The organism is Amorphus suaedae, from assembly GCF_053629675.1.
The window spans coordinates 388424-400466 of the sequence record NZ_JBRJIT010000001.1 but is presented as its reverse complement, the minus strand read 5'-3'; the positions used below and the strand labels follow the sequence as shown (position 1 = coordinate 400466).

Sequence of the window (12043 nt, the reverse complement as noted above, 5' to 3'; positions counted from 1 at the left end):
TCTTCCAAAGAGCCGAGGGCGTGCGGGCCGGCTTGTGCCCCGCGCCACGGCGTCTTCTGGTTTGGGAATCAGCCGTGACCGCTCTCGGCGCGATCATCACCAACGCCCATTCCGTTTCGCCCTCCGAGTCCATCGCCCGCATGGCGCGGGCTTTGGGCGCCTATGGCCCCGACGACACGTCCCAGGAGGGCGGAGAGGGGTGGGCCCTGGCGCGGCTCCTCTGCCGGCTGACCCCGGAAGACCATTACGACCAGCAGCCCCTGCCGCTGTCCGGAGGCAGCGCCCGCCTGTTGTTCGACGGCCGGATCGACAACCGCGAGGAGGTGCTGTCCGCGTTGGGCCGGGATGGCGCGGACGCCAGCGAATGGGCCGACTCCACCCTCCTGGCGATGGCGATCGAAGAATGGGGGGTCGCCGACACCCTGCCCCGCCTCTGCGGCCCCTTTGCCCTGGTTCACTGGGACGTGAGCCGATCCGTCCTCACGCTCGCCCGGGACGAAGTCGGGTACCGGCCGCTCTTCTTCACAAGGCAGGCGGACTTCATCGCCGTGTCATCCATGCCGAAAGGGCTGCACGCCCTGCCGGACATGGACCGCGCCATGAACGTGGCCGCCGTCGCATTGTGGTTCCTGAAGTACCCACGGTCCGATACGACAACCCTGTTCGAGCACGTCGAAAGGGTCCCCCCGGGACATCTGGTCGAGCTGTCCTTCTCCGGCCAGACCGTTCGGCGATGGCGGGACCTGGAGACGCTGACCGCGGATCGGTCGCGGGGCTTCGAGGTAAACCTGGAGGCCTTCGACACGGCCATGACTCAAGCCGTGGCGGCCCAGCTGCGGCGCGTAGGGGGAATCGGCGGGCAGCTCAGCAGCGGCCTCGATACCTCGACCGTCATGGGTATCGCCGTGCGGCAGCTGCCATCGACCACCCCGTTCCACGCCTTCACCGCCGCCCCCAGGGACCCCTCGATCCTTCCCGCGGACCGCCGGGACTGGCTGGACGAATCCCGTCGCGCCAAGGCCATCGCCGACCGGTTCCCCTCGGTGCGGCACCACATCGTTCCCAATGACGGGACCAAGCTGTCTACGGTCGTGGCACGCTACACGCACTCCCTGGATGCCCCGCTTCAGTTGCCCTTCCACACCTGCTGGTTCGACGCCATCGGCCGGGAGGCCCGTCAGAAAGGCGTCCGGGTCCTGCTGACGGGCCTGTCGGGCAATGTCGGATTTTCCGCCGGATGCGGGCTCGTGGAATCCACCTACCGCCGCGACAACGGCCTGCTCGCCTGGTTGCATCTGCGGGCCCGACCGCTGATGCGCGGGGAGATCTCGTGGAAGGCCTGGCTGCGGCCCTGTGTGGATCACCTGCCTCGCCGCCTGCGCGAGGGGATTCTGAAGGCCACCGGACGATGGCGCCGCATGCACGAGATCGAGCGCCTGAGCGAGGAGGTCATCAGCCGCCATGACCTCGCCGCCAGGCAGGCGGAATGGAACGGTGACTTCTTCCACTCGAAGAAAGCACGTTCGCTGGACCCGCGACTGGTCGTCTACGAGCTTCTGGACGTGGGCGTTTTCCTGAAGGCGTTGCTCGCGGAGACCGGGGTGGATTTCCGCGACCCCTGCGGCGACAACAGGGTCCGGCGCGTCGCCCTTGCCGTCCCTCAGGAACAGTATATGACGCCTTGCGACCGAGCGTTCGGACGCGCCCTGTTCTCCCGATACGTCTCCCCGGACCTGGCCGACGAGGCGGTCATCCTGTCCGGCCGGCAGAACGCGGACATGGCCGCGACCCTGGCGGCGTCCGAGGACCATATCGTCGAGACCCTTGAACGGGGGACATCCGGCCCCGCCGTCTTCGCTCCCCTCGCCCCCGAGGCCCTCTCCGCCCGAATCCGGACGCTCCGGTCGGAAACGGGCACGCTTCATCCCGGAAACTTCGGATCGCACGGGGACGAGGCGCGCAACATCGCCTGGCAGTACGCCGCCCAGGCCTTCATCAACAGCTTCAACCGACGCAATCGCCCCGAGACCATCGCCGACGGGACGACGGACGAAAAGAGCCTGATCTGACCCGAAAGCCTGTGGCGAGCCACGGTCGGATGGCGGAGGGTTGGGAGACGGCGAGACGGTCGTTCGCTTCGGCGACCGGTCGCGCCCGAAGCGTGCTTGCGGGTCCTGAGCCTAGAGCAGCTCGACGGTGTCGCCGCGGAACACCGCGATGCGATCCTGGGGCACCGGCAGCTCGGGCGCGGCATGGGCCGGCGTGCCGGCGATGAGGTGGTTGAGGACGCGGAACACGCCGCCGTGGGACACCACGATGGTGTCGCGGTCCAGCTCGTCGAGCCAGCCTTCGATCCGGGTCTTGAGGTCGGCGTAGCTTTCGCCGCCGGGCGGCAGGAAGCCCCACTTGTCGAGGCGCCGGGCGGCGACCGCGTCGGGATCCACCTGCTTCAGCTCGGCGATGGTGTGGCCGCGCCACTTGCCGAAGGCGATCTCGCGCAGCCGCTCGTCGAGCCGGTAGGCCGTGGGATCCAGCCCCATCTCGGTGCGGACGATCTCCATCGTCTCCCGCGCCCGCGACAGCGGCGAGGCCACCCAGTCGAAGCTGTCGTGGGAGCGCTTCATGCCGGTCAGGCAATAGAGCAGCCGCGAGCCGTTGCGGCGCGCCTGCTCGCGCCCGAGCGCGTTGATGGGGATGTCGGTCTCGCCCTGGAGGCGCGCCTCGGCGTTCCAGTCGGTCTGGCCGTGGCGGATGTGGATCAGGCGGATGTCGGGCTTCATGGACGTCTCTGCCGCGTCGTCGCTTCACTCGGCACTACGCCCATACTCCCCGTTCAGATCGGTCCGACCCGCACCAACGTGCCCTAGACCGTCGAGATGTCCGGCGCGTCGACGGCCTTCATGCCCACGACATGGTAGCCGGAATCGACGTGGTGCACCTCGCCCGTCACGCCCCGCGACAGCGGCGACAGCAGATAGAGGGCGGCGTCGCCGACTTCCTCGATCGACACCGTCTTGCGCAGCGGCGAATTGAACTCGTTCCACTTCAGGATATAGCGGAAATCGCCGATGCCCGACGCCGCCAGCGTGCGAATCGGGCCGGCCGACAGCGCGTTGACGCGGATCTGCTTGGGGCCGAGGTCGACGGCGAGATAGCGGACGCTCGCCTCCAGCGCGGCCTTGGCGACGCCCATCACGTTGTAGTGGGGCATCACCTTCTCGGCGCCGTAGTAGGTCAGCGTCAGGATCGACCCGCCGCCGCTCATCAGCGGCTCCGCCCGCTGGGCGATCGCCGTCAGCGAGTAGCAGGAGATCGACATGGTCTTGTTGAAATTGTCGGACGTCGTGTCGACGTAGCGGCCGGTCAGCTGGTCCTTGTCGGAGAACGCGACGGCATGGACGACGAAATCCAGGCTGCCCCACATCTCCTTCACCCGATCGAACACCGCGTCGATCGACCCCGGATCGGTGACGTCGCAGTGGCCGACCACCGTGGCGCCGAGTTCCGCGGCCAGCGGCTCGACCCGCTTGCGCAGCGCGTCGCCCTGGTAGGTGAAGGCGAGCTCGCCACCATGGTCACTGACGGATTTCGCTATTCCCCAGGCCACCGACCGGTTGTTCGCGACACCCAGAATCAGGCCCCGTTTTCCCGCCATGATGCCGTGTGCGTCGACCATGATGTACGTACTGATCCAACTGTTGGAGATGCGGCCCGAGGGGCCGCATCGATATGGCACACGCTTTTCGGGGCATCAAGCCGCCTCGCCCCGCCCGCATCTTGTCCGGCCATCTCGACGGGCGCCCGAAGCCGTGGCAAGTGAGAGTCCATGTCCTCCAGAGCGCTTCCCACAGACGACCTCCTGCGCCGGTTCACCGACATCGTCGGCGACCGCTACGCGTTGTCCAGCCCCGCCGACCAGGAGCCGTACCTGAAGGAATGGCGGCACCTCTATCACGGCCGCACGCCGCTGGTGCTGCGGCCGGGCTCGGTGGAGGAAGTCAGCCGGATCCTGGCGCTCGCCAGCGAATCGGGCACCGCGATCATTCCCCAGAGCGGCAACACCGGCCTCGTCGGCGGCCAGGTGCCGGACGACAGCGGCGCCGAGATCGTGGTGTCGGTGTCGCGGCTCGACCGCATCCGCGACGTCGATCCGGAGGGCTTCACCATGACCGTGGAGGCCGGCGTCATCCTGGAGCGCATCCAGCAGGCGGCGGAAGCGGTCGACCGGCTGTTTCCGCTGACGCTCGCCTCCGAGGGCTCCTGCCAGATCGGCGGCAACATCTCGTCGAACGCCGGCGGCACCGGGGTGCTCGCCTACGGCAACACGCGCGACCTGGTGCTGGGGCTGGAGGTGGTGCTGCCGACCGGCGAGATCTGGAACGGCCTGCGCCGGCTGCGCAAGGACAACACCGGCTACGACCTGAAGCACCTGTTCATCGGCGCCGAAGGCACGCTGGGCATCGTCACCGCGGCGGTGCTGAAGCTGGTGCCGCGGCCGGTGGCGAGCGAGGTGGCGATCGCCGCCCTCGCCTCGCCCGAGGCCGCCGTCACGCTGTTCGAGCGCGTCCGCAAGGCGGCCGGATCGTCGGTCGTCGCCTTCGAGCTGATGGGCCGGCAGGGGCTGGAGTTCGTGCTCGCCCATGCCGAGGGGGTGCGCGAGCCGTTCACCGAGCCGCACCCCTGGTACGTGCTGACGGAGATCGCCTCAGGCCACGGCCGCGAGGAAGCCCGCGCGCTGCTGGAGGAGACGCTGGGCGCGGCGCTGGAGGCGGAGATCGTCGTCGACGCGGTGGTGGCGGAAAGCCTCGACCAGGCGGCCGGCTTCTGGCGGCTGCGCCACATGATGTCGGAGGTGCAGCTCTACGAGGGCGGCTCGATCAAGCACGACATCGCGGTGCCGATCGCGGCGATCCCGGCGTTCATCGCCGAAGCGACGCGGGCGGTCGCCGAGCTGATCCCGGGCATCCGGCCGGTGCCGTTCGGCCATCTGGGCGACGGCAACCTGCACTTCAACTTCAGCCAGCCGGTCGGCGCCGACAAGCAGGCGTACCTGGACCGCTGGAAAGAGGTGAACGCCGCCGTCCACGCGGTGGTGGTCGCCCATCACGGGTCGATCTCGGCCGAGCACGGCATCGGCCGGCTGAAGCGCGACCTCGTCGCGAGCGTGCGCAGCCCGCTGGAAATCGACATGATGCAGCGGATCAAGGCGTCCTTCGACCCGAAGGGCATCATGAATCCGGGGCGGGTTCTCTAACGCATACCGAAGCCGCTCCGGGACCGGGACGCCGCGCGCGCCCGGCCCAGGACGGCACTGGCCATTTTCCGGCCCGGGGGGCCGCTTGAGAGAGTGAAGACATGTCGAAGATCTGGGGCCGGAACACCTCCGCCAACGTGCAGAAGGTGATGTGGGCGCTGTTCGAGCTCGGGCTCCATTTCGAGCGGGTGGACGTCGGCGGGCCGTTCGGGCTGAACCGCGAGCCCGCCTACCTGGCGCTGAACCCGAACGGGCTGGTGCCGACGCTGGAGGAGGAGGACGACGGCTTCGTGCTGTGGGAATCGAACGCCATCGTCCGCTACCTGGCCGAGCGCTACCCCGGCCCGCTCGACCCGGGCGACGCCCGCGCCCGCGGCATCGCCGGGCAGTGGATGGACTGGGAGCTGTCGATCCTGTCGCCGACGATCCGGCCGCTGTTCTGGGGCCTGGTGCGCACCGCGCCGGAGGACCGCGACATGGCGGCCATCGACACCGCCCGCGCCAAGACCACCGACGCGTTCGCCATGGTCGACCGCTGGCTGGGGAGCTCGCGCTTCATCGCCGGCGAGGCGTTCAGCTACGGCGACATCCCGGTCGGCGTGATGGCGCGGCGGTTCCTGGAGCTGGTCGACGAGAGGCCGGACATGCCGCACCTGGAGCGCTGGTTCGCCGAGATCGCGGCGCGCGACGGCTTCCAGAGCCGGGTGGCGGCGGTGCCGCTGCAGTAGCGGAAGATTTTTCTTTAGCGCTCACGCCGCGCGCAAGGGCGCGGGGCTGCGCGGGCGCGGCCTGCGGCCGGCGCGCGGTCGCGCGCTGGGGAGATCTGTCTCCAAGGCCGTTCGAGGGAGAGACCGGGGTACCGGCCACCCGGTTCGTCCTCTAGCCGAACAGGTCGAACTGGGCCTTGTCCTTGGCTGGCTTGGCGGGCGCTTCCTCCGCCGGGGCGGGATCGATTTCGGCCGCCTCGCGCACGCCGGCGTCGTCGTTCTTCACCGCGTTGACGCGTTCCCCGACCGGCACCGCCTCGAAGGTGGCATCGGGCGCCGGCCGCAGCAGCTTCGCCGCATCGGCGGCGGTGACGGTGCGGGCGTCCAGCCACGCGGCGAAATCCTCCGGCGCGATGACGGCCGGCATCCGGTCGTGGATCGGCGCCAGCGCGGCGTTGGCGGCGGTGGTCAGGATCGTCGCCGTCTCGATGACGCCGCCGTCGGGGGCGGACCAGTCCTCCCACAGCCCGGCGAAGGCGACGAGCCCGCCGCCGGGCGGCTGCAGCAGGAACGGCTGCGACTTGCCGCCCTTGCGCTTCTGCCACTCGTAGAAACCGCTCGCCGGGATCAGGCAGCGCTTGTGGCGCATGGAGCCGCGGAAGGACGGCTTGACGACGGCGGTCTCCGAGCGCGCGTTGAACATCAGCGACACGGTCGCCGGATCCTTCACCCAGCCGGGGATCAGCCCCCAGCGCGCCAGCACCAGGCGGCGGACGCCCGGCTGGTCCTCGCGGGCGATCAGGATCGGCTGGGTGGGCGCGATGTTGTGGCGCGGCGGCGCCTCGTGGGCCTCACCGGCCCCGAAGAAGGCTTTGACCGCCTCGGGCGGGGCGGTCAGAGTGAAGCGTCCGCACATGGGCTGCCGGTGTCCGTCGGTGAAACGAGGGCCGCTGGCGGCGGCCGGGATGACCCCAATATCGGCATCGACCCGCCGCGTGTCCATGCGCCCCCTGCCCTTCCCGCCGATGGACCGCCATGCCCGAGCCGATCTTGCCCGCCGTCGACCTGCCCCGCCTGGGCGCCAGCATCGCCTGTTGGAAGGACGGCCGCGTGCTCCTGGTGCTGCGGGCCAAGGAGCCGCTGCCGAGGCTGTGGAGCCTGCCGGGCGGCAGCGTCGAGCACGGCGAGACGGTCCGCGAGACCGCGCTCCGGGAGCTCGCCGAGGAGACCGGCGTGCGCGCCGAGATCCGCGGGCTCGTCGACGTGCTCGACGTCATCCGGCGCGGCGAGGACGGGCGCGTGGCGCTGCATTTCCTGCTGACGATCTTCGCCGGGCGCTACCTGTCCGGCACGGCGGTGGCCGGCGACGACGCGGCGGCGGTGCGCTGGTGCACGCCGGACGAGATCGACGGGCTTGCCACCACCGACGGGCTGGCCGACATCGTCGCCCGCAGCCGGGCGCTGGTGGACTGAGGCGGCCGCGCCGCGGGCTTCGGCGAAGGGCCGGTCGCTAGAGAAGCCCGCCGTAGATCAGCCCGAGCCGGATCAGGATCACCAGCCCGAAGGTGATCAGCAGGCCGCCGGCGAACCAGTTCACCCGTTCCAGCCAGTGGTCGTCGAGATGGTCGCGCAGCTTGGCCACGAGCGAGGCGATCATCAGCCACCACAGGAAGCTGCCGCCGATGACGCCGAGGACGAGCTCGCCGGCGCCCAGCCAGTCGCCCGATTCCGGCGCCCAGTCGCCGAGCGCGCTGAACAGCGCGAGGAAGCCGAGCAGCGTGCCCGGATTGGTGATGGTGAGCGCGAAGGCGCCCGCCACGCCGGACAGGATGCCGCCCTTGCGCTCGGGATATTCCGGATTGAAGTGCGGGTGGCTGAGGACGATGCGCACCCCGAACAGGATCAGGAAGCAGCCGCCGACGATCTGGATGATCCGGGCGTGGCCCTCGAAGAAGTCGCCCACGGCGGAGAGGCCGAAGGCGGCCGCGGCGGCGAACATGGCGTCGGCGACCACCGACCCGAGCGCGGCGATGAGGCCGGCCAGGAAGCCGTGGCGGAACACCCGCTGCATGGTCATGACGTTGACCGGGCCGACGGGGGCCGCCGCGATGAACCCGATCGCGACGCCCAACAGAACCATGCCGAGCTCGCTCACGATGTCAGAAGCCCCTGCGGTCTGGGAGGGAGTTGCAGATTCATCACCGTGGCATAACGACCGGGGCGCGCCCGGGTTGCAATCGTGTTTGGGAGTAGCGGCTCATGACCTGCTACGCTAGCAGAAACCGGAACAGCGAAACGGGAGACGGACGGTGACCGGCAGTCGGATGGCAGGGCTAGCGATCATGGTCCTCACACTTTCCATCGCGGCGGCCTCCGCATTGCCGCTTGCGGATGCCACAGCATCCCCCAGCCAGGCGCCGGACGCAGTGCGTCCCGTCGCCGCCCCCATGCTCGAGCCGGAGGAGCCGGGAAAGCCGCTCCCCTCGCTCGAACCCTTCGCCCCGTTCAAGCAAGGTCCGGACCAGAACGGCGATTCCGAACCGTTTCCCGAGACCCCCGACGCGACCGCCCCGCCGCCCGAGCCGGGCCCGGACGTCCACTACGGATCGGCCGACCTGCCGCCGGCCGTGGCGCGGATGCGCGACGCGCTGATGGCCGCCGCCAGGTCCGGCGACATCGAGGAACTGCGGCCGGTCTTGGAGCAGAACGAGATGCCGCCGAGCCTCGGCGGCGACTTCGGCGGCGATCCGATCACCTTCCTGCGCGGCCAGTCGGGCGACCCGGAGGGGCGCGAGATCCTGGCGCTGCTGCTGGAGATCCTGGAGGCCGGCTGGGTGCACGTCGACGCAGGCGGCGCCCAGGAGATGTACATCTGGCCCTATTTCGACCAGTGGCCGCTGGACGGCCTGTCGCCGGCCCAGGAGGTGGAGCTCTACCGCATCCTCACCGCCGTCGACGTCGAGGAGATGCGCCGCTACGGCAAGTACATCTTCTACCGCGTCGGCATCGGCCCCGACGGCACCCTCCACTACTTCATGCCGAGCCCGTAGGGGGCGGGGGCGGACCGTTGGGGCGTGGGCTGATCATTGGGGAATGGCGCTACCGGGTGGATAGCGGTGGTGGGAGGATACGCCGGGAATGGCAGCAATGCGCCCATGTCGGTCGTTGATCTTGCAACGACCGCAGCCCGACAGCGGACATTAGCGAGGCACGCACTTCGGCACCTCTGCGCCAAGAGCGGATACTGGCTTTGTCCGGATAGCGAACGCTCCCTTCGCGCGAAAGCAGTCGCTTTTGGCCACCAATTGACACTCCGAAGCGGGCACATCGGTCTGGAACGCGAACGCCCGACCGCTCTGGCATCCGGAACAACGATCTGGCTGCAAAGCACCCTGTAATAGCTATCCTCGCTGTGCCCGGCATGAGGCGCCGCCAGCATCTCAGCGATCAGGGAACGCCGCTTGTCAGGTTTTGGGAGACCAAGCGCGCTCCGACAGCAGGTTCCCCGCGATCTCCATGGCCTCCTCGCGAGACGCGGCGAGCTTCAGCGGATAGCCCCAGAATTTGGCAAAGGCCACGCCAAAAGACTTGAATGCCAGACGCTTGGTGGCGCTCGCCTCAATCACGATCATCGCCAGCACGAGTGCCCGCAGTTCGGCCTTGTGCTTCTTCATCCACAGCGCGGTGCGCTTCTTTTCTTCGTGGCTGTGCTCGTGGTCTTCCGTCGGAGCGCTGTCGGTCAGAATCACGAACGGCGTGCCACGCTTAAAGCTCGCCTCCAATGCCGCGAAATCCTCGTCGTGGTCGTGATCGGGCGCTTCGTCATAGCTCATCCAGACGAAGGGGAAGTTCGTGTTGTCCAAAGGCATGGTCCGTCTCCTCGGAGTCTTTGCGGAATTCCGGACGATGAACGGGTGTCCACTTGGCCGGGAATTGCTCTAGCCGGGATTGGATGCGGTCAGTTCGCGCGGATATGCCGCCACGACATGATCAGCGCGACCGCGCCCGGGAGCGTGACGGCCAACAATTCCAGGCCAACGAGATGGCCCCCGTCGCGCACGCCATCCGCTCCGCCGGCGAGAGTGCTCATCAGGACGAGAAGACCGCCGAGGACGAGCATGGCCCAGTCGGTCGCGCGCGTTGCGGCGAGCGCAAGTAACGGCGGGACGACCCAGGCACCGTAGAAAAGAGAAACGCCCCACAACGCGCCGGCGTCGAGCGTCATGGCCTGCATGGTCCCGCCGCTCGCGACGTAGCCGTTCAGATAGGAGAAGCACTGGATCGTGACGAAGAGTGTGGCGCCGACCGCCGGGACGAGCCATGCGAGTGCGAGCTTGGTTGGGTTCTTGTCGATCACGTCACCACTCCTATCCGAATGAGCTCGATGGGGCAGTCGACGCCGCCCCTCTCGAAGAGGAGAGCGATCATGATCGGCCGCGTGTCCCTTCTGCCTGAAAGCACTAAGTCAGACGGCGAATGGCGTCATTGCGCAATCCTGCCATCATATGTTTCAATCCGGCCGAAATGGGAAATGCCGAGGCCTTTGATGTATCTGGACGTCCGCAGCGATTGGCTTTCCCACGTCGATGAGATTCCGCGCGCGCTCGTGGCGGCTAACGCCGTGGCCAGTCTGGAGACCCTGGAGCTATCGCCGCGGCACCAGCATCGGAAGGCACAGCTGCTTTTCACGGTCCGTGGCATCATCAACTGCGAAGTGGAAGATGCCGTCTGGATCGTGCCGCCGAAATGCGCCGTGTGGATTCCCGGCGGGCTGCCCCATACCGTTTTTGGCTCGGGCGAGGTGGAGTGCATCTCCCTCTTTATCGACCCTCCTGAAACGCCGGACCTGCCGAGCGGCTGCTGTACGGTCACCGTGTCGGGCTTTCTCCGTCACTTGCTGATGCGGGCCAACGCGATACCGGAGCTTTATGACGTCGACGGTCCGGACGGCCGCATCGTGTCCGTCATCTTCGACGAGCTGGCTGTGGCACCGGTCGAGGACCTCCGCCTCCCGATCCCCGGCGATCCGCGTCTGAAGAAGCTCACGGACCTGCTGATCGCGGCGCCCGCGGATCATGCGACCGTCGCGGAGTGGGCCTCCCGAATCGCGCTCAGCGAGCGCAGCCTGAGCCGTCTGCTGGCCGAAGAGCTGGGCATGAGTTTCGGCCGCTGGCGCCGGCAGTTGCATGTCGTGCTCGCCTTGCGGTACCTGAGCGCCGGCCAGACGGTCCAGGCCGTCGCGATGGATCTCGGCTATGAAAGCGCCAGCAGCTTCGTGACCATGTTTCGAAAGATGGTCGGCAAGCCGCCAAGCCGCTATCTGCTCGAGCGCCTCAGACCTATGGCTCGCCATGACGGCGAGGCATAGGAGAAGCGCGGCTTCAACTTCGTCGCGGCCGTCGGCATCGCAGCAACCTTCAGCGACCGGTTATCAGTCCACGCCCTGGGGCGTCGCGTCGGCGTGTGCATCGTGCTCCGCGCGGAGACGAACAAAGGTTCGAGCGGTATTCCCGCGCCGTCTGCAGTTTGGGGCGGATTACGCCCCGCCATTCCGCCCTACGCTTGCTGAAAGCGCCCGCCTGGAATGCTACTGCCGGGTCAGACGGGCGCACTTGGCCGAGGCGTCCTCGCCCATCTCGGTGTAGCAGAGGTCGAGCACGTCGGAGCCGACGAGCGAGCCGGTGAAGACGCCGTCGACGTCGACAACCACGACCACGCGCCCGTCCGGGGTCATGCTGCCGTATATGTCGTCGGTTTCGTAGGCGCCGGCGGTGCCATAGGACTTCTTGCCCGTGAACGCGGTCTCGCGCTGCTCGCCGACCTCCAGGATGAAGTCGTGCCGGTCCCACCCGTCCTGGGCGCCGACGCCGACCTCTTCGCCCTTCCAGGTGCCGATGAGCGAAACCGGATCGGCGGCGAGCACGGGGGCGGCGATGAAGAGGCCGATCGTCGCGATGGCTACTGTCTTCATGTCATGGACCTTGGATTTGAGCGGGGGATTTGCCGCCTTGGACGTGAGCTTCGAAGGCGCCGTCACAAAGCACGCCGCACGGGGCCCGCGCGTACCCGCACTATCCGCTTA

13 protein-coding genes are annotated in these 12043 nt (G+C 68.3%); 6 read left to right on the top strand and 7 right to left on the bottom strand.

The genetic code is table 11. The features are described from left to right. Positions 1-74 precede the first annotated feature (74 nt). Complete coding sequence (locus tag AB7M35_RS01825) at positions 75-2069, top strand: asparagine synthase-related protein (RefSeq protein ID WP_453956760.1); 1995 nt, start codon at positions 75-77, stop codon at positions 2067-2069. Positions 2070-2180: 111 nt separating this feature from the next. On the opposite strand, the gene AB7M35_RS01820 is transcribed toward AB7M35_RS01825, so the two are convergent. Together AB7M35_RS01820 and fabI are read right to left on the bottom strand one after the other, a co-directional pair. After that, on the bottom strand, positions 2181-2780 hold the full coding sequence (locus AB7M35_RS01820; RefSeq protein ID WP_453956758.1) for a histidine phosphatase family protein: 600 nt from the start codon (positions 2778-2780) through the stop codon (positions 2181-2183). Positions 2781-2863: 83 nt separating this feature from the next. Further along, on the bottom strand, positions 2864-3676 hold the full coding sequence (fabI, locus tag AB7M35_RS01815; protein WP_453956757.1) for an enoyl-ACP reductase FabI: 813 nt from the start codon (positions 3674-3676) through the stop codon (positions 2864-2866). Between the two features lie 150 nt (positions 3677-3826). Here fabI and AB7M35_RS01810 point away from each other — a divergent pair, with 150 nt between their 5' ends. Together AB7M35_RS01810 and AB7M35_RS01805 are read left to right on the top strand one after the other, a co-directional pair. After that, entirely contained in the window at positions 3827-5254 is a 1428-nt protein-coding gene (locus tag AB7M35_RS01810; RefSeq protein WP_453956755.1) for an FAD-binding oxidoreductase, read from the top strand. A gap of 101 nt (positions 5255-5355) precedes the next feature. Then, positions 5356-5982 carry a glutathione S-transferase family protein gene (locus AB7M35_RS01805; protein WP_453956753.1) on the top strand — a complete coding sequence of 209 codons (627 nt, stop codon included), beginning with the start codon at positions 5356-5358 and terminating at the stop codon, positions 5980-5982. Between the two features lie 151 nt (positions 5983-6133). Here the strand turns inward: AB7M35_RS01805 and AB7M35_RS01800 are convergent, their stop codons facing one another. Continuing rightward, the gene (locus AB7M35_RS01800; RefSeq protein WP_453960557.1) at positions 6134-6877 is read right to left on the bottom strand and encodes an SOS response-associated peptidase; all 744 of its coding nucleotides are present in this window, start codon (positions 6875-6877) and stop codon (positions 6134-6136) included. Positions 6878-6996: 119 nt separating this feature from the next. Here AB7M35_RS01800 and AB7M35_RS01795 point away from each other — a divergent pair, with 119 nt between their 5' ends. After that, positions 6997-7434: an NUDIX hydrolase gene (locus AB7M35_RS01795; RefSeq protein WP_453956751.1), complete on the top strand. Its 438-nt coding sequence runs from the start codon at positions 6997-6999 to the stop codon at positions 7432-7434. A 37-nt stretch (positions 7435-7471) separates the two neighbouring features. On the opposite strand, the gene AB7M35_RS01790 is transcribed toward AB7M35_RS01795, so the two are convergent. Continuing rightward, positions 7472-8101 (bottom strand): LysE family translocator, encoded by a 630-nt coding sequence (locus AB7M35_RS01790; protein WP_453956749.1) that lies wholly within the window; start codon positions 8099-8101, stop codon positions 7472-7474. 202 nt (positions 8102-8303) lie between these two features. On the opposite strand from AB7M35_RS01790, the gene AB7M35_RS01785 reads away from it, so the two are divergent. Continuing rightward, positions 8304-9011 (top strand): hypothetical protein, encoded by a 708-nt coding sequence (locus tag AB7M35_RS01785; RefSeq protein WP_453956747.1) that lies wholly within the window; start codon positions 8304-8306, stop codon positions 9009-9011. Positions 9012-9425: 414 nt separating this feature from the next. Here AB7M35_RS01785 and AB7M35_RS01780 read toward each other — a convergent pair whose 3' ends face one another. Further along, a complete protein-coding gene (locus AB7M35_RS01780; protein WP_453956746.1) occupies positions 9426-9830 on the bottom strand; it encodes a hypothetical protein in 405 nt (134 codons plus the stop codon). 89 nt (positions 9831-9919) lie between these two features. Beyond that, complete coding sequence (locus AB7M35_RS01775; RefSeq protein WP_453956745.1) at positions 9920-10318, bottom strand: hypothetical protein; 399 nt, start codon at positions 10316-10318, stop codon at positions 9920-9922. Positions 10319-10387: 69 nt separating this feature from the next. On the opposite strand from AB7M35_RS01775, the gene AB7M35_RS01770 reads away from it, so the two are divergent. Continuing rightward, positions 10388-11329: an AraC family transcriptional regulator gene (locus AB7M35_RS01770; RefSeq protein WP_453956743.1), complete on the top strand. Its 942-nt coding sequence runs from the start codon at positions 10388-10390 to the stop codon at positions 11327-11329. A 219-nt stretch (positions 11330-11548) separates the two neighbouring features. Here the strand turns inward: AB7M35_RS01770 and AB7M35_RS01765 are convergent, their stop codons facing one another. Next, positions 11549-11932, bottom strand: coding sequence for a hypothetical protein (locus tag AB7M35_RS01765; RefSeq protein WP_453956741.1), 384 nt, complete (start codon positions 11930-11932; stop codon positions 11549-11551). Positions 11933-12043: the final 111 nt, after the last annotated feature.

Excerpts from the sequence above, each read along its gene's own strand:
- AB7M35_RS01820 (WP_453956758.1), bottom strand. The coding sequence starts at position 2,780 with ATGAAGCCCGACATCCGCCTGATCCACATCCGCCACGGCCAGACCGAC.
- fabI (WP_453956757.1), bottom strand. The coding sequence starts at position 3,676 with ATGGTCGACGCACACGGCATCATGGCGGGAAAACGGGGCCTGATTCTG.
- AB7M35_RS01810 (WP_453956755.1), top strand. The coding sequence starts at position 3,827 with ATGTCCTCCAGAGCGCTTCCCACAGACGACCTCCTGCGCCGGTTCACC.
- AB7M35_RS01805 (WP_453956753.1), top strand. The coding sequence starts at position 5,356 with ATGTCGAAGATCTGGGGCCGGAACACCTCCGCCAACGTGCAGAAGGTG.
- AB7M35_RS01800 (WP_453960557.1), bottom strand. The coding sequence starts at position 6,877 with ATGTGCGGACGCTTCACTCTGACCGCCCCGCCCGAGGCGGTCAAAGCC.
- AB7M35_RS01795 (WP_453956751.1), top strand. The coding sequence starts at position 6,997 with ATGCCCGAGCCGATCTTGCCCGCCGTCGACCTGCCCCGCCTGGGCGCC.
- AB7M35_RS01790 (WP_453956749.1), bottom strand. The coding sequence starts at position 8,101 with ATGGTTCTGTTGGGCGTCGCGATCGGGTTCATCGCGGCGGCCCCCGTC.
- AB7M35_RS01785 (WP_453956747.1), top strand. The coding sequence starts at position 8,304 with ATGGTCCTCACACTTTCCATCGCGGCGGCCTCCGCATTGCCGCTTGCG.
- AB7M35_RS01780 (WP_453956746.1), bottom strand. The coding sequence starts at position 9,830 with ATGCCTTTGGACAACACGAACTTCCCCTTCGTCTGGATGAGCTATGAC.
- AB7M35_RS01770 (WP_453956743.1), top strand. The coding sequence starts at position 10,388 with ATGATCGGCCGCGTGTCCCTTCTGCCTGAAAGCACTAAGTCAGACGGC.
- AB7M35_RS01765 (WP_453956741.1), bottom strand. The coding sequence starts at position 11,932 with ATGAAGACAGTAGCCATCGCGACGATCGGCCTCTTCATCGCCGCCCCC.